The following is a 17,639-nucleotide window of genomic DNA, read 5'->3' on the forward strand; positions in this document are numbered from 1 at the left end:
TTAGCTACCGAAGTAGTCCATAACCGGTGCGGCCGGTTCTGCGGCTGCGGCCGGAACCTGCTTGGCGACCGAGAGCTTGCCTCCGGCGAAGCCCACCTCGATGGTGTCTCCGGCGGCGACTTCATCGCCGATCAGTAGATCCGCTATGGCGTCTTGCACCTTGCGCTGCACCAGGCGGCGTAGCGGGCGGGCGCCGAACTCCGGATCATAGCCCTCGGCTGCCAACCATGAAATCGCGGCGTCGGTGACGTGCAGTTTAAGTTCCTGCCCCGCCAAATGCTTGCGGGTCTCGTCGAGTACCAGCTTGACGATCTGGGCGATCTCGGATTCGCTGAGCTTGCCGAAGAGCAGGACCTCGTCGAGCCGGTTCAGGAACTCGGGGCGCATGAATTCGCGCACCTTGCCCATCACCTTTGCGCGAACTTCAGCCTTCTCGCTGCTGGCGTTGACCGAGGTGAAGCCGAAGTTTCCTGCCTTGCTGGCAAGGTATTCGCCACCGAGGTTACTGGTCATCAAGATCAGCGTGTTGGAGAAGTCCACGGTGCGTCCGGCGGTATCCGTTAAACGGCCGTCATCCAACACCTGCAATAGCACGTTGAACACGTCCGGGTGGGCCTTCTCGATCTCGTCGAGCAGGATCACCGAGTAAGGGTTGCGGCGGACCTTTTCGGTGAGCTGCCCGGGTTCGTCGTGTCCGACGTAGCCCGGAGGGGCGCCGATGAGGCGCGAGACCGTATGCTTCTCGCCATACTCGCTCATGTCGATGCGCACCAGCGCGTCGGAGGAACCAAAGAGGTTGTTGGCCAGCGCCTTGGCCAGCTCGGTCTTGCCCACCCCGGTGGGGCCGAGGAACAGGAAGGAACCGATCGGACGCTGTGCCGGGGCCAACCCGGTGCGGCTACGACGTACCGCGCGGGATACCGCGGCTACGGCATCATGCTGGCCGATAACCGAAGCGTGCAGCTGCTCCTCCAGGGAAGCCAAGCGGGTCTTGTCGTCGCCGTTGATCCGTGAGGTCGGGATTCCGGTAGACCGGGCGATGACCTCGGAGATCTGGGCTTCATCGACAATGCGGGTAATTCCCGAATCCCCTGCCTGCTCCGCGGCGGCGATGCGCTCGGTGAGTGCCGCGATGTGATCGCGCCACGCGCCGGCATCTTCGAATCGCTCTTCGCCGACGGCGCGGGCCTTATCGCGATCTGCTTCCACCAGTTCGTTGCGCAGCGCTTGCACGTCTTCGGTGCCGCCTGCGGCGATTGACCTGCGGGCACCTGCAATATCGATCAGGTCGATTGCCTTGTCCGGTAGCCGGCGGTCGGTCAAATAGCGTGCGGATAGCGTGACCGCGGCCTTCAAAGCCTCCGGGGTGTACTGCACCTGGTGGTGGTCTTCGTAGGATTCGCGCAACCCGTCAAGGATTGCCAGCGCGACTTCTTGGGAAGGTTCTCCCACGGTGACCTTGCCGAAGCGGCGGGCCAAAGCGGAGTCCTTCTCAACCTTGCGGAATTCATCCAGCGTGGTGGCGCCGATGAGGTGGAGCTCTCCGCGGGCCAGGCGAGGCTTGAGGATATTTGCCGCGTCCATATTTCCGGACTCGCCGGAACCAGCGCCCACCAAGAGGTGCATTTCATCGATGAATATGATGGCTTGCCCCTCGGCATCGGCCACCTCTTCGAGCAGGCCGGTCAGGCGCTGTTCGAAGTCACCGCGATACCGGGTGCCGGCAAGCATGCCGGGCAGGTCGATGGAGATCAATCGAACTCCGCGGATCTGTTCCGGGACTTCGTCCGCGACGATGGCACGGGCGAGCCCCTCGGCGATGGCAGTCTTACCGACGCCTGCTTCACCGATGAGCACCGGATTATTCTTGGTTCGGCGGGCCAGGATCTCAATGGTCTGGGCCAATTCGTCCTCGCGGCCGATCACCGGGTCGATCTGGCCGTCGGAGGCTAGTGCCGTCAGATCGGTGCCGTAGCGTTCCAGCATAGACACGTCTTGCTCGTCGCCGGGCTCGACCTCGCCCGACTGTGCGCGCTGGGCCTGCTCCATGGCGGCCTGCTGCAAGGACTGGCCAGTGATGCCATGCTGCGCGAGCAGCACGCCCACTGGAGATTCAGGGGAGAAGACGAAGGCCAGGAAAAGATGTTCCGGGTCGATGTAAGTCGAACCGTAGTTGCGAGCGACCTGGTAGGCATCGAATAGGCTGCGCTGTGCGGCGGCCGAGAGGCGTGATGGCTTCTCTGTGGCTTCTTCCCGACGTGGCAGGCGTTCGATGGCGTCTTTGGCCAAAGCTTCCAGATCTACGCCCATGGCGCTCAAGTGCTGGCCAGCAGGTTCGGTGCGAAGCAGCGCGACCAATAGGTGCAGTGCATCGATTTCTGAATGACCGTTTTCATGTGCGAAGGAGGCCGCGATGGACACTGCTTCGTGGGTGCGCTGCGAGAGCAGGCGCGTAATGTCGATGGGTCGTGCAGCCTGGGTGCGCGAAGAGAGGAACCGTGAGAGGAATTCCTCGAACGAGCCATCTGATGAGGAGCCGAAAAATGCTGGCAAGTGAGCCTCCTAATAGAAACTTGAGTGGTCTATGCTCATGTTCAACGTAATACGAGCGAATCTATTCCCGCACAGTCGGTCAAAGCAATAATTAGAGGCCGAGTTCACAGCTTTATGCTTCGCGGGCGATCTCGACGAGGCCCAGCCGAGCTGCGGCAACGAGAGCCTGCACTCGATCGCGTACGTCGAGTTTCATGAAGATTTTCGCCATGTGGGTTTTTACCGTCGCTTCGGAGATCGCGAGCTGGCGGCTAATTTCTGTATTGTTGAATCCTTTTGCCAAAAGATCCAATATTTGCATTTCGCGATTAGTTAGTCCGAGATCTTCGATAAGTCCTGCAATGTCGCGCGATTTACTATAGGCGTTTTTTACTGCGGAGATTAGATCAGATGAAACCGACGGGGAGATGGCCGCCGAGCCTTGGTGAACGGCATGAACTGCCGCAATGATTTCGGCTGGTTCCGTGTCCTTGACGAGGTAGCCGCTGGCGCCAGCCATGAGGACCGGAACCAGGTAGTCATCGGATGAAAAGGCCGTAATCGCAAGGACTGCGGGGCTTTTTTCTGCGGACTTGATGATTTTGGTTGCTTCAATCCCGTCCATAATTGGCATTTGCAAATCCATAAGAACAACGTCTACATCATTTGTTTCACAATATTTAACCGCTTCTTGGCCATTTTGTTTAGTATTAACGGTCACAATTCGTGGATCAGTTGCTAAGATCGTGCTAAGCGCATGCCGAATTAGAGGCTCGTCATCTACGATGAGCACTTTAATCTGTTCCATTAGAGTCCTTTGAACGGTAAGTAGCGCAAGAATCAACCTGTCATGGATCGAAGTATATAAGTTCAAGAGTTTGGGGTTTGAAATGAAGGCTTTAAAGATCTTGGCGGTGGCTGCCTTAGTCGCAACTCCGTTGGCGTTTGCCGCTCCGGCTACAGCGGCACCAGTGGCAGCACCTACCTATTCTTCACCGGACGTCGCGAGTCCAGCCGGTTGGGGTACCGACTTCTCCAAGTGGGTATGCGAGCGTTATGGATACGCTTGCGGATAGAAGCATATTTGACTTTACCCTTAACCCGGTAAAGTATTCCGCATATGAGACAACGAATAAAAACCGCCCTGACTAAGCTTTTTGCTGGTCGGGGTGTTGTCGTCTTGACGGGTATTCTCGCCTTTGTCGCCATTACGGCAACAGAGGGATATACGTTGCTTCAGGACGGGATCGACAATTCCTCCTCGAGCGTTATTCGCGGCGTGGCTGTTGGGTTGTTGCTGTCTGCTGCTTTGGCGATCGGCATGCGATGGGTTGCCACTTCGCTGGGGATGTATCTCGCCACGCTCTTTTTCTTCTTCTGGGACGGTGGCCTTTTGCTATGGCTGGTGTTCTCCCTCGTTATTTTCAGTGTTCTCGCCGCGACGGTCAGGTCGTCACTGGTGCGCAATTGGTACCTGGTTATCTTGCTCGTATGGATGGGCCAATACGGGGTCAGGGCAGGTAAAGATGCGATCCTGCTGGTGATTTTTGTTCCGCTTGCCCTGCTGGCGTTTGTCCTGGCCCGCAGCATCTTCAACTTGCGCGAACGAAATCTGAGCGCAATCCGACAGATGCATGAGAATAGCGAACAGAGCAGGATTGCCGTTGAGCGTGAACGGAAGAATATTGCACGCGATTTGCACGACATCGTCGCGCATGACATCACTGTTGTGGCCATGCAGTCCAAAGCTGCAAAGTTTGCCAATAATGGGGACGCGGCGATTGAAGCTATCGATATTATTGCGAAGCTCAGTACCGAAACATTGCATGATCTGCGTTTGATGCTCAACGTCTTGCGGACTGACGGGACGATGAGCGGTTCGTCTGGTTCAGGTGTCGATAAACCGGCGGCGACAACTGTATATGCTGCCCACGGCGTTGAGATCTTCTCTCAGCGATTATCTGAGTCTGGATTTAAAGTGACATCTCACACGGGCGAAAATATTTCGGAGCTCCCGAGGTCTGCGCAGACTGCGCTGTATCGAGTCATGCAGGAAGCGACGACTAATATCATCAAGCACGGTCGTCGGGGAGGATACTGCAATATGAGCCTGGAAATCCTAGGATCGAACGCAGTCCTCGAAATGACTAATCAGATGCCGAATTCCCGTTCTAAAAAAGATGAAATTTCCGTCGGTGGAATCGGGCTGATCGGCATGGAGGATCGCATGAATGCTTTTGGCGGACGATTCAGCACTAGTGTTGTGAATGATCAGTGGATACTAAGTGCAAGCATCCCCTTCTAAGGCCTACCCTCCTACTTAAGTATGATTTCGGTTTTCTTGTAATCGCGATAAGTTAGATATGTATCGGTGAAGACCGATCACCGCAGGGAAATTGGTGATGTTTTGCGAGTGGCATCATCAAGAGTTCCGCAGTGATTAAAAGGTACGTTGCGTCATGGGCGAACTGATCTTTCTTCGGCGTTGTGCCCCCATCGCACGCCTGAGTTCGTTAGTGACGCGACGTACCTTTTATAATCACCTTCAGTATTAGAGTGTTGCAAGTCACTCTCCATTTTTGGAATGACTCCCTCTATTTTTCTTGTTGTACCTCTCGAAACCCATTGTCTTTCGAGAGCGAGCAACAAATGTCTGTTCAGACCGAAAATCAGCCTTACGAGATGCTAAGCATTGGCTCGGAAGCGGCAGATCAGCTGTTTTTCGAAGCCCGTAGCGCTAACTCCTTCAGCGATGAGCCGGTCTCGGAAGAAGTACTTGAAGCCATCTACGAGACCATGAAAATGGGACCCACGCTCATGAACAACCAGCCGATGCGTATCACCTGGGTGAAAACCACGGACGCTCGCCAGAAGATCTCCGAAACCATGGCGGGAACCAACGCACAGAAGGCACTGAGCGCACCGGCTTTAGCAATCCTGTCTTTCGACACCGAATGGCATGAAGAGTTTGAGGCTTTCTTCCCTCATGCTCCAGAACGCAAAGCGATGTTTGATGATCAGGGTGTGCGTGCCGCTGTTGGCAACAACAACGCATGGTTGCAGGCCGGGTATTTCATCATGGCAGTTCGTGCCGTTGGCTTGGCGGCCGGTCCAATGGGTGGATTCGACAGCAGCGCGGTTGACGCAATCGTGAACACCGATGGCCGCAACAAGTCTTTCCTGATTGTGAACGTTGGAAAGCCTGGCGACGATGCATGGTTCGATCGCCTTCCACGTCACACAGCTGAATTCGCTACACGCACCATCTAGGGTTCGCACAACAAAAACGCCGGAGGGGTGAGAAACGCAATGCGTTTCTCACCCCTCCGGCGTTTTTGGGCTATCTTACTCAGCCATGCCGGCGGGTTCGTTTTCAAGCACATGATCCGAAACCTTGGACAACGCACGTTCCAATGCCGCACGCAGGATCACCGGAACGGTGATTTCTTCTTCCAGTTTCAGCATGCCTTCGCGCTCAAAGGTCCGCAAGATCGCCTCAACTCGTGGCACGGATTCTTCGAGGCTAGTGATGAGGTGATGCTGTTCAATTGGCAGATCGTCCTCGGAAGGAACCTGTAAGGCGAATTCCGCGCGTGGTGGCTTCGACGACGCCGCGTGAGTTAATAATCCGGCGACCATCTCGGCAACTTGTGCTTGTCCGGGAACCTGCAAGGTGTTGATCAGTACATGCGAATAGATGATCTCTGCGATGAGTTCCTTGACCAGGCGAGCGCCAGGTCCGGTGGATGCTAGCAGGGCCTCGCGCAGTGACTCGGTTGGTACCGCATTCGGTGCGCTGTAGCGAAGCATGGCGGTGCCAATTAAAGCATCCCAGTAGGCTGCCAGCCGGGGGATTGAGGCAAGATCGGAGACGACCGTGCCATCCGCCGGTTCCCATGCGTTGGCGCTTTGAGTGGTGTTTTCATCTACGGTGACCATCAGCCCCAACGCGCTAGCGGCGTCTTGCAAGATCTGTCCGCTGATCATTCCGGTTGGATCGCTGGGTTTGCCGTCGCCAACCCACTCGATCAGCTCACGTGCCGCAAACACGAATGGCATCGCTTCCAGAACTGCGTTAGCTTCCTCGTCATCCATGAAGGGAACTACGATGGGCGAATCGCCTGCCATGCGGGAGAGGAATTCAAAGGTTTCTTTGAATTCCTCTACGCTGCCGCCGAAGTTCGCGGTGGTGCCCAAGAAGGTCAGGTAGTGCTTGAGGATTGCTGCGCTGGCTTCGGAGACCTCTTTGCCCAGTGAAGAGAGGTGGCCGAGCTGCTCGCCGAGCGTGGTGGGATCCAGCGTGTTCACGTCAACGGTATTTCGCAACTGAGCGTGAGCGATCAGCAGAGTAGTCAAACCTTCTAGGCCGGCACGGGTTTCGCTGGCAGGCTGGTCCTCTTCTTGGAAGTGGCGGAAAAGTTGCGATTTGAAGGGCTGCAGGGCCTGACGAACCTCGGATTCAAATGGAGCGCTGCTCGCTCCGGGCTGTCGAGCTGGGTGACCTGAGGAGGCCTTCTTCTTGGCGGGCTTGCGTGATGCCATGATCTACTGCTGTTCCTTCGCTTTGCGGGAAAGGTCGTTACTTCCAGTCTACTCAGGGTGTTCAGGCCGGCGAGATATCGCGGTTCAGGCAGTAACGCCCTTTGGGTGATACCGCAGCGATAGCCTAAAAGATGCGAATTTTATACGGCTATACCAATAAAATACCGCAGTAAATACGGGTCATCTGCGTGTGTGGTTGCGGTCACCGTCGAATCCTCAGTGCCCGTTGATTTTCCTTTCCGTTCGCGCGAGAGTGAGAGTGAGGGGCTCGGCGTGTGGGCCTCAAAAGTCGTTTAGGAGAGTAGACCATGGCGGTAACACCAGCACCGGATCATGTTGTTATTGTTGGCGCCGGATTCGTGGGGCTTTCGACGGCTTGGTATCTGCAGGAAGCCGGCGTCAAAGTGACCGTGGTTGATCGTGGAGGGGTAGCCTCCGGATCGTCGTGGGGTAACGCTGGCTGGCTGACCCCGGCTCTGACCTTGCCAATCGCGGAACCTTCGATCTTCTCCAGCGGCTTGAAGATGATGTTCGACCCCGCCTCTCCGCTGTACATCCCGCTGCGGGCCGACGCAAAGCTTTTGCGCTTCTTGCTCGGCTTCACCTGGCATTCGACACCCAAGAAGTGGGAGCAAGCCATGCGCGTTTTCTCCGAGATCGGCAACCATGGTCTAGATGCCTTCGATGAGATCGCCGAGGCAACTTCGGCCGGATCGGGCGTAGCCGAAAAGACCAAGCGGGCAGATCCGTTCCTCGCCGGCTTCACGTCAAATAAAGACCGAGAAGCGCTGCTGCATGAATTTGAGATGATCCAAAAAACCGGCGGCAAGGTCGAATTTGACCTGTTGAGCGGTGATGAAATGCGCGCCATCGAGCCGACGCTGTCCAACAGTGTGGCAGCTGGCGTTGCCATCAAAAACCAGCGCTATATCAATCCACCTAAGTTCATGGATTCGCTGGCCGAATCCGTGATCGCCCGTGGCGGCGACATCATTGGTTCGTTCAATGTCACCGACGTGCGCGATACAGGTGCATCGGTCACTGTCATCGGTTCGGAGGGCCGGGCGATCACCGCGGATCACGTAGTGATGGCTACCGGCGCCTGGATGACAGACCTTGCCAAGAAATTCGGCGTCAATGTAGTGGTTCAAGCGGGACGTGGATATTCGTTCACCGTAGAGCCTGAGAATATGCCAACTCACCCAATCTACTTCCCGACTCAGCGTGTGGCCTGCACCCCGTTGGGAGATCGTTTCCGCATTGCCGGAACCATGGAATTCCGGGACGTAAACCACAAATTGGAACCGAAGCGCATCGAGGCCATCGTGGCCGCCGCGGCGCCGGTGTATCAGGGAATCAACTGGGAGAATCGCAAGGAAGAGTGGGTGGGCGGACGCCCCTGCACCGCGGACGGGCTGCCTTTGGTCGGCCAGACCGCTTCTTCGCGCATCTCGGTCGGAGGCGGTCACGGCATGTGGGGCGTCGCCCTTGGCCCATTGACCGGCAAAATTCTTGCCGCGCAGATTACCGGTGAGACGGTGCCTAGCTTGGCACGTCACTTCGACCCACTGCGCAAGGGCTTCTAAACCAACGCAGTTCGGTGCAAGAAGCGACAAGGCTCGGCAAGTCAGAAAACTGACTTGCCGAGCCTTGTGCTTTGTTAGCTCGTATCCAGCGATGCTAGCCGGCGGGAGAGTGATTACTCGTGGCGTGTGGACTCGCCAGCGAGAATTGAACGGTAGCCTTCGCGGTAGCTAGGGAAGCGTGGAATGAATCCAGAGGCGAGCAGCCGGGCGTTATTCAGCCTGCGGTCCGCAGTGCGACGGGGCTCCTCGGCATCTGCTTCGCTCTCCGGAGATTCTATTGCGAGCGCTTCGCTCAAGAACCGGTAAACATCGGCGAGCTGAGCAGGTTCGCTGTCGGTGGCTAGATACAGGTCTTCTGCTTCATCTCCGAGTGTGGCAACGTGGACGATAGCCGAAGCGAGATCGTCGCGGTGGATCCTGTTGGTCCAATGAGAGGTTCGCGGAAGTCGCGCGGACCCGTTGCGCACCAGATCGATCAATCGGGTTCGGCCAGGGCCGTAAATTCCTGAAGCTCGGAGAATCGTTAGCGGCAGGCCACTTCCGGCCAGCAAGAGCTCGGTATCAGCTAAGACCTGCGAGGTGGGCCTGGCCGGAGCAAGCGGTGAGGATTCGTTGGCCCATTGACCCTCAGTGCCACCGGTAACCGCGGAGGAAGAGACATAGATGAGTCGTTGAAGACTCGGGCAAGATGCGGCCAGTGACTCTGCGAGTCGATTCGCCACCTGCAAGTAGCCCCGGTTGTAGCCGTCGACATCACGGGTCGCGGGAACCGGAGTAAAAAGTACGATGTCGGTTTCCGGATCTATCGCCGGCCAGGAGCCAGATTCCAGCAGGTCTACACTGTGTCCGGTGAAGGAGGACGGAAGCTTGCTGCTTTTTCGGCGCCATGCGGTGACCTGATGACCCGCGGCTTCAAAGCGTAATCCTGCTTCGGTGGCGACATCTCCGCAGCTGATCAACAGTATCTTCATCGGGTACCTCAGTCTGTTGGCAATGGGCGCCTAGGTATAGAGCCCTGTCACTAACCCTAAAGCGTGCAAAGGTGAGTTAGAAGCTTGATGAAGATGCGCGTGGTCCACTGTTGCCGATAAATCGATAAAATAGACTTGTTGTGTGCCTTTTGGTCGCGGTCTAGTCGGCTGCGGAGTGCGGGTCGCAGGGCCAACCCCATTGGATTGGCCCACATTGATCACCATAGAAGGGTGCAAGGAGATTCGGTCTTCAATTTTTCGTAAGGTACATCCAGGCACTGCAATCCTAGAGATTCTGATGGTCGCGGCATTGATCAGCGTTCTCGTCGCTATTGAACCTACCGGGTGGGATCTGTCCGTGTACCGCGAAGGTGCTCTGACGCTGTTGCGAGAGCCCGAAGCTCTCTACGGTCCTTTTGTCGGCCCGCCGAATGCGCCGGGTCTACCATTTACCTACCCAACGTTTGCAGCGATTTTATTCCTGCCTATGGCGTTTTTCCCATACTGGGTCTCGGTAGCGCTCACCATGGCCGCCTCCATTATCCTTACCTACTTTGTCGCGAAAGACCTCTCTGCGCGAGTAACGCAGAAATGGCCGAAATTGTCGCCTTTCATCACGCCGCTAACCTTGACGAGCCTGATGCTGATGGCTGCTCCCTTCCGTGACACCGTATGGTTCGGGCAGATAAACATCTTGATACTGGGTGCCTGCTATCTGACATTCGTGCGTTACAAGTCTTTGATGCCGTTCGTGATTGCGGTGGGGATTTGCGCCGGTATAAAACTCACCCCAATTGCGCTGTTGATTCTTCCTTTCGCCATGCGCAAATGGCGTGCGGTGCTTGTTGGAGTTGCGACAGTTATTGGTACCCAGCTTGTTGGGCTGCTTTTCCAAACTCAGAACACCTTGGACTATTGGCTCGATGTGGTGCAAGATCCATCGCGTGTGGGCAATGTGGGCTACATCGATAATGTGTCCTTGCAAGGTGTGCTTGAGCGGCTGAACGCGCCCTCTTTGGTGTGGCTCGTGCTGGCTTTGGGCGTTGGTCTTTCCTTCGTCGCCTTGCTCTGGAAGCTGCACGAGAAGGTGGACCGAGTGGTCCTACTGGGTGTAGCTTCGGCCTGTCCGTTGCTGGTCTCTCCGGTGAGCTGGTCCCATCACTGGGTCTGGTTGCCGGTGATGACGTTCGCCTGGGCGGTCTTGGCCCTGCGTTTAACTCCGGTGCTGCGTCGCACAATGCTGGTCTCCCTGGCGCTCTGCTACCTGGTGCTCTCGATTGGAGTCAAGAAGATCGTGGCGTTCTCCGGATATTTCCCAGATGGGGAACTGCCGGTTTGGTGTTACGTTCTTCCCGCCATACCCGTGCTGGTACAACTCCTGTGTCTTGCTATTTCCTTGGCAAGCGCTCGACAAGCCAGCCATGCGGAGCCCGCTAGCCAGCTTTCCTGAGTTCGATAAACCTTGATCGGCAAGCGCTGTACAATTCTTAGTATTCGAAAGTTTGTTCTAGCTAAGGGTGGTGCCTAGATGAGCGATGCTGACTCGGTGATGCCTCCGGGGGCAACCCAGGGCCCGGTGCAGGCGGTCTCGGCCATGGGGTTCCCTTCGCCTGCACGAGATTATTTCGACGGAGGGCTCGACCTGAACAGGATGCTCGTCCATGACCGGGTTGCCACCTTCATCATGCGGGTAACTGGCCACTCGATGCATTCGGCCGGAATCTATGACGGGGACGAAATTATCGTGGATCGGTCGCTGACTGTGAAGCACAGTTCGGTGATTGTGGTGAGCCTGAATGGGCAGATGCTGGTACGGCGCTGGCAGACTGATGGAACGCATTTTGGTTTGCTCAGTGACGAATCGCCGCTGCCGGTCATTCTCACCGAGGGCGATGAAGTCGAAGTCTTTGGCGTGATCACTAGGTGCCTGCATTATGTCCGCTGAGCCAGGAGCTTCCGAACAGAGTGATCACGTGGCGTTGGTGGACGTGAACAACTTCTACGTCTCCTGCGAGCGCGCCTTCGACCACTCGTTGCGAAACCGGCCGGTAGTCGTGCTATCAAATAATGACGGGTGTGTGGTTGCCCGCTCGCAAGAGGCCAAAGATCTGGGTATAGCCACCGGTGAGCCGTTCTTTAAAGTGCGCCGCTACATGCAGAGCCACAACCTTGCCGTCCGGTCGAGCAACTATGAACTTTACGGCGATATGTCTGCTCGCGTCATGGAACTGCTCGGTCGCTTCGGCACCTGGCATGAGGTGTATTCCATCGATGAGTCATTTGTCGGGTTGAACGGAACTCTCGAACAGGTCAGAGGCACCGCCGCGCAGATCCGGGCGGCGATCGACAAGTCGATCGGCGTACCGGTGTGCGTTGGCGTCTCGGCAACGAAGACGCTCGCAAAATTCGCCAACCATATTGCAAAGCACAATCCACATATGCAGGGGTTGTGCATCGAAGGGCTGATGGAACCGGAGCTGGTCGGCAAGATCATGTCGCAGGTGCCCGCTACCGATGTTTGGGGTGTGGGGAAGAAGTCCGGCGAGAAGCTGAACGGAATGGGGATCCAAAGTATTGCTCAGCTGCGCTCCGCTGATCCGCAAGTGATTCGCAAGAAGTTCTCTGTCGTGCTCCAACGCACAGTGCTGGAACTGAATGGCCAGCGCTGTATTGGGCCGATCGAGGAACGTTCGGATAAGGGGCAGGTGATGTTCACGCGTTCCTTCTCCACTCCGGTCCGCACCCGGGAGGCGATGGCGGATGTCATGTCGATCTACGCACAGAAAGCGGCCAGCCGCTTGGCACGCGAAGGGCGCTATGCCAGCTTGCTGACCGTAACCGCCGGAACCAGCAGATTTGCGAATTCGGCGGCCTCGTTTCCCACCGCTCAGGTGCGCCTGGCGCGGCCTACCCGAGACCCGATAACGCTGACGCGAATTGCGGTCGGTGCCATGAGTGAGCTGATGGCACCCGGGATTGATTATGTGCGTGGGGGAGTGATTCTTTCGGGGCTCAGCGATCACCCCGGGGCGGAAGAACTCGATTTAGGGCTACTCGGCTCGCAAGAGGAGAAAGAGGCTGAGAAGGTCAACGTGAGCGATGTGGTGCTACAGGTATCCCAACGTTTCGGGGCGAAATCCATTGGTTTGGGGCGGGCCGGCATTGCCAAAGACCCGGACTGGTCGATGAAGCGTGAACATATGTCACAGCGATACACCACCGATTGGGATGAGCTGCTAATCGTGCAAGCGTGAAGGTTTCGGTGGCAGAATGACTGTCATGAATACTGCGCTTCGTCGAACTTTGGGGCTGGGACTACTGGGCACGTTGCTGCTCAGTGGGTGCACGGCACCCACCGGCAATTCCGACCGGCCAGCGCCGGGCAACTCGGGATCCCCTAACACGCAAGAACCCGGTTCCGCTGCGCCCACAACACCTGCACCGAGTCCGACAACGCCAGATCCGCAGGAAGAACTGCGCAAAGAGGCCGAAGCGCTCGCCGATTCAATGAACCTAGTCGAGCAAGCCGGGAGCCTGGTAATGGCGGGCGTATCGGCAGATGGCGCCAGCGCGGCGCAGGTCGAGGCGCTAAAGAAGCAAGGCATTTCCAATGTTTTCCTGCGTGGCCGTTCGCAGCTCTCGCATTCGCAGATTTCCAGCCACGTCAAGGAACTGCATGACTCATTAGCCGCAAACGTTCCAGAAGACCTGCCCGTCTGGGTAGCCACGGACCAAGAAGGCGGTTTCGTCCGTGTTCTTCAGGGGCAGGGGTTCTCCGAATTGCCCACTGCAATGAAACAGGGAGCTTGGGACAAGGAAACTCTTCAAGCGGAAATTTCCGAACTGGGCGAAGAGCTGGCCGACGCCGGAATCAACGTCAACCTCGCGCCGGTTGCAGATGTGGTGCCGGCAAGTCTAGGAACAGGGAACGCGCCCATTGGAAAGTTCGGGCGGCAATATGCCAACAACGCTAAGGATGTCGCCGCTTCCATTCTGGTTGCTAATGAGGAGCTAGCCGATGCCGGCGTGCAACCGGTGGTCAAACACTTCCCGGGGCTGGGCAGGGTTTCTTTGAATACGGATACCCATGCGCAGGTGACCGACACAAAGATCGATGCTGGCAGCGCCGATCTTGAACCCTTTGCGGCGGCGATAGACCAGGACCTGGCTTGGGTGATGATTTCGAACGCCAGATACACCCAACTCGATAAGGAAAATGACGCACCGTTCTCGAAGAAGATCGTCACTGGTCTGCTGCGGGAAGACTTGGGCTACAAGCGGCTCATTATTTCCGATGACCTCTGCGACGCCAAACAGGTTTCCGCGGTACCGGTCGGGCAGCGTGCCGTGGAGTTTGTTCAGGCTGGTGGCACCATGCCACTGTGCGTGGATGAAAGCAAGGCACTCACAATGGCCAAAACGCTGGCCAAACAGGCCGGAGAAGACGAAAAGCTGGCGGAACAGGTACGTGAGGCAGCAATCTTGATTCTTTCCGAAAAACTTCGGATGCAGCAGTAGGACTCGGCTCGCGTTCTGGGCGGTAATGCCTTTTGAGATAAGGAAAGACCCGGGCGAAACCCTACTCGCTAGGGAACGCCCGGGTCTAGATTGAAGGTCTGTGCGATCAAGCCCAGACACTTAGCTCAGGTGAGGTTTAGCCCTTACCATTGCTTTTCTTGTCACCCTTGGTGATATCCAAGACCTGTGCACGGTCTCCGGTCTGGTTCTTCTTCTCGCCCAGCGTGCCGGTGCTGTTGTGCAGGTGCAGCAGCAACGCCTTGGAAGCGAGGGAAGGCTCTGCCACGGTCACCGGGATATTTGTGCCCTTCAGATCGGTGAATACCGAACCCTGTGCCCCGAAAGCAACCTGAGGTTCGGCAATGTTGAACGCGACCCAATCGGTCTGATCCACGGGGATCATCGCGCCCTGATCGTTGGTGTGGTACCAGGAGAAACTGGAAACGCTGTATGAGATTTCGGTGGAACTCTCATCCAGGCCGAGCGCCGCAAGCGATACCGGCAAGATTGCCACGTTGGTGTCGAAGCTGTTGGTATCAACATCTCCGAGCACCCCGTTGACCGGCTGCAAATCAACCTGTTCGCCGGTCTTCAAATCGAAGGTGGCAGCGAGGTCGAGATCGATTCCGTCGAGCGCGGTAGTGAAGGTCACGAAGTCGGCCTCGCCGTCACCATTAGTGTCGATGTTGACATCCAATTCGGTGCCGCCGGCCAGGTGCGCCCAATTCTCCCAGGTCGAGATGCCCACGTTGAGCAAGCCATCGGCCACACCGGTTCCCGGTGCGGTGCTCGAAGCGCCAACGTGCTGCAGATCCATCGAGCGGGCTCCTGGAACACTGTCCATGGTCTTTGGCCCACGTTCGCTGGAAGCGCCCAGTTCGAATGCACCGAGGAGCGAGACTACCTCGGTGGCGCCTTCGCCTGCGCGGACATCCTTGCCCTTGAGCTTCAGCTCGGTGGTGTTCTCACCCTTCTTCATCTTTTTGACCGAAGCCGACATGTCGGCCGACAGCTTTGGAGCTGCCTGAACCGGAACGCGCAGGGTTGGAGCCTCCGCGCTGGTGAGCTCGACGCGACCGCTCGCATCGGAAACCCACGCACGAGCCAGACCCGACTGGGCACTGTCCATGGTTGGATCCAGAGTCTTGGCCCACGACTGTGGATCCACACTCAGGGTGACTTTGATGTTCTGCGAGGTGCCCGGAGCCAGAGTTACGCTCTGGCGATCCAGCGTGAAGCTGGTGCCGGGGATCTCTGTAGCTGGCACATAGTTGACCTCGTAGGTCGCGGTTGTGTCGCTGGTGTTCTCCACGGTGATTGAACGTGAATCGGTGAACGTCTTCTTACCGTCAATTTCAAGCACGCCGAAGACGACGCTTGTCAGATCGGCCGCCGCGGAGTCGTATGCAATGGCAGGAGTGGACAAAGCTGCTTCAGCCATGACGCGTCCCGAACCTACGCGGTTTGGACCGTAGGCCTTGCCGTTGGCTGCGAGGACATCGGCTGCCGCAGTGTTCATGATGATGCTCTTGGCCTGCGCTGCGGTGAGCTCCTTATCCTGCATCACCAAGGCCGCAACACCGGCGACCATTGGGGTTGCCATGGAGGTGCCGGACATGACTGCCGGCCCGTTGCCGGTCCCTACTCCGACGGAACCGATCTGCGTGCCTGGAGCAGCGACATCGGGCTTCACCACGCCGTTCGAACCGTGCACGCCACGCGACGAGGAGGAGTTCAAGGTGTCCTTGACTCCGGACTCACCGGAAGCGGCACCAACAAATGAGGCGTCCAAGGTGACCTTCAGCTCGCCAGCTTCTGCCGCTGGTCGCAGCTTATTGGAGTAATCAAGAGTGAACTGGGCGCCGGGGATGGTGGCGTTGCCGGCGATTCCGGCATCGAAGAGATTGGTTTCAGCATCCAACAGGACGCCGGTGGCACCGGCGGCTTCGGCATTGTTGAAGCGTGCGCCGGAACCACAAGGGAACGCGCCGTTCTCGCTCCACTGCAGCCAAACCCACTTGCCTTCCAGCGAACCTGGTTCAAAAGCTGAGCAGCCGAAAGCGTTATCGGCCGGAGCCATGGCGACTTCGCCGCTCAGGTCGGCCGGATCGGCCGCCGTATAATTGAAGTTTGCCGAGTACTGGCCGGCTGCGGTTCCGGCAACGTCCTCCGGCGCATCGATCTGGATCTTATCCAGGGTGACCTGCGAGCCAACGGAGTTCGCGACGGTCAGCGAGGACCGCGAGTTGCCCGGCGAGCCGCCTACGTCCGTTACGTCTCCGGCGTTGCCCGAGGCAATGACGGAGAGGATTCCGGCTTCGGAGAGCGCATCGACGATGTCATTTTCTGGATCCTGGACGGGGGAATGATCCGACCCGAGTGACATGTTGACTACATCGGCGCGGTCTGCGAAGTCGCCGTCACCGTTGGGATCAAGCACGTAGTCAAGCGCCTGCCCGACGACGGAGGAGGACCCGCCGCAACCGAAGACGCGAATGCCGATCAGTTGTGCTTCCGGGGCGGTACCCGGGCCGACCTTCATTGTGGCCACTTCATCGGCGGTCAGCGAAGCGTAATCGCCGGTGAAGGTGGAACCTTCGGCATTGACACCATAGCCGGCCGCTGAGCCCGCTACGTGGGAACCGTGTCCTGCGGCTTCGCAGTCCAGCGGGTTAGGGTCGGGGTTTGGAATTGGCTGGTAGTCCGGGGCATCTGGATCGGCGTTGTAATCGTCTCCGACCAGATCCCAACCGCCAATGAACTTCTTCGAATCGATGAGGCCAGAATCCGCCGACGGAAGTTCCTCTGAAGCCTGTGCCTGCTTATAAGCCTCGACGGTGCCAGGGCCGCCAAAGCCGGCGTGCGTGTAATCGACGCCGGTATCCAGCACGGCGATTTTCACGCCTTCGCCGGTGGTGTCCGACGCGGTCCATGCATCGATTGCTTCGGTATCGATGACCGCACCGCGGTTGGTCGGAGATTTTGGAACGATGGCGCTAATTTTAGCGACATCGCCACGTTCAGCTAGCGCGCGGAGCTCTTTGGCGTCACCCGTCAGTGCGACACCTCGCAACGCGTTGGACGTTGTGTAGATGACTTCGGACTTGGCTTCCTTGGCTAGTTCCTTGCCCTTGGCTTTAACCTCGGACCGGACGGATTTAACCTTTGCCTTGTCGTTTTTCTTTCCCGACTTTTTGACCTCCTGATATGCGCCATCTCCTTCGAGCTGGACAAATACCGAGACCTCGCCGGAGGCCTTGGCCAGCTGGCCATTGACCTTTAGGTCGGAAAGCGTTTGGCTCTTAACGATTGGCAGCGAAGCTGCGTTCTCGCCGTCAGATGGTTGCGGGATGTTGGCAGCTGTTGCCGGACCTGTCATCGTGACAGCCAACGCTAAAGCGGTGGCTGATCCCAGGATGAGGCGCGGCAATCGTGGATTGCGCCGAGTGACCATGATTCTCCTAGCTGAACAGGAAGCGGGATGCTTCCG

12 protein-coding genes are annotated in these 17,639 nt (G+C 57.4%); 7 read left to right on the forward strand and 5 right to left on the reverse strand.

Annotated elements, in window-relative coordinates:
• A complete protein-coding gene (locus LG294_RS01855; protein ID WP_404288979.1) occupies positions 1–2,553 on the reverse strand; it encodes an ATP-dependent Clp protease ATP-binding subunit in 2,553 nt (850 codons plus the stop codon).
• A 112-nt stretch (positions 2,554–2,665) separates the two neighbouring features.
• A complete protein-coding gene (locus LG294_RS01860; protein WP_404288981.1) occupies positions 2,666–3,340 on the reverse strand; it encodes a response regulator in 675 nt (224 codons plus the stop codon).
• Between the two features lie 312 nt (positions 3,341–3,652).
• On the opposite strand from LG294_RS01860, the gene LG294_RS01865 reads away from it, so the two are divergent.
• Positions 3,653–4,837: a histidine kinase gene (locus tag LG294_RS01865; protein WP_404288983.1), complete on the forward strand. Its 1,185-nt coding sequence runs from the start codon at positions 3,653–3,655 to the stop codon at positions 4,835–4,837.
• A gap of 344 nt (positions 4,838–5,181) precedes the next feature.
• Complete coding sequence (locus tag LG294_RS01870) at positions 5,182–5,802, forward strand: malonic semialdehyde reductase (RefSeq protein ID WP_404288986.1); 621 nt, start codon at positions 5,182–5,184, stop codon at positions 5,800–5,802.
• Between the two features lie 75 nt (positions 5,803–5,877).
• Here the strand turns inward: LG294_RS01870 and LG294_RS01875 are convergent, their stop codons facing one another.
• Positions 5,878–7,074: a hypothetical protein gene (locus LG294_RS01875; RefSeq protein WP_404288988.1), complete on the reverse strand. Its 1,197-nt coding sequence runs from the start codon at positions 7,072–7,074 to the stop codon at positions 5,878–5,880.
• A gap of 308 nt (positions 7,075–7,382) precedes the next feature.
• Between LG294_RS01875 and LG294_RS01880 the strand changes: the two genes are divergently transcribed.
• On the forward strand, positions 7,383–8,660 hold the full coding sequence (locus LG294_RS01880) for an NAD(P)/FAD-dependent oxidoreductase (RefSeq protein ID WP_404288990.1): 1,278 nt from the start codon (positions 7,383–7,385) through the stop codon (positions 8,658–8,660).
• 113 nt (positions 8,661–8,773) lie between these two features.
• Here LG294_RS01880 and LG294_RS01885 read toward each other — a convergent pair whose 3' ends face one another.
• Positions 8,774–9,631, reverse strand: a complete 858-nt coding sequence (locus LG294_RS01885; protein ID WP_404288992.1) for an NAD-dependent epimerase/dehydratase family protein — start codon at positions 9,629–9,631, stop codon at positions 8,774–8,776.
• A 298-nt stretch (positions 9,632–9,929) separates the two neighbouring features.
• On the opposite strand from LG294_RS01885, the gene LG294_RS01890 reads away from it, so the two are divergent.
• The 4 genes from LG294_RS01890 (at position 9,930) to LG294_RS01905 (ending at position 14,149) form a co-directional block, all read left to right on the forward strand.
• Positions 9,930–11,081, forward strand: coding sequence for a glycosyltransferase 87 family protein (locus LG294_RS01890; RefSeq protein ID WP_404288994.1), 1,152 nt, complete (start codon positions 9,930–9,932; stop codon positions 11,079–11,081).
• Between the two features lie 78 nt (positions 11,082–11,159).
• On the forward strand, positions 11,160–11,576 hold the full coding sequence (locus LG294_RS01895) for a LexA family protein (protein WP_404288996.1): 417 nt from the start codon (positions 11,160–11,162) through the stop codon (positions 11,574–11,576).
• Entirely contained in the window at positions 11,566–12,885 is a 1,320-nt protein-coding gene (locus tag LG294_RS01900) for a Y-family DNA polymerase (protein ID WP_404288998.1), read from the forward strand. Before LG294_RS01895 ends, LG294_RS01900 begins: the two co-directional genes overlap by 11 nt.
• A 25-nt stretch (positions 12,886–12,910) precedes the next feature.
• Entirely contained in the window at positions 12,911–14,149 is a 1,239-nt protein-coding gene (locus tag LG294_RS01905) for a glycoside hydrolase family 3 N-terminal domain-containing protein (protein WP_404288999.1), read from the forward strand.
• A 136-nt stretch (positions 14,150–14,285) separates the two neighbouring features.
• Here the strand turns inward: LG294_RS01905 and LG294_RS01910 are convergent, their stop codons facing one another.
• Entirely contained in the window at positions 14,286–17,603 is a 3,318-nt protein-coding gene (locus LG294_RS01910; RefSeq protein WP_404289001.1) for a S8 family serine peptidase, read from the reverse strand.
• Positions 17,604–17,639 lie beyond the last annotated feature (36 nt).

The organism is Glutamicibacter arilaitensis (assembly GCF_044793945.1).
GTDB classification, from domain to species: Bacteria; Actinomycetota; Actinomycetes; order Actinomycetales; family Micrococcaceae; genus Glutamicibacter; species Glutamicibacter arilaitensis_B.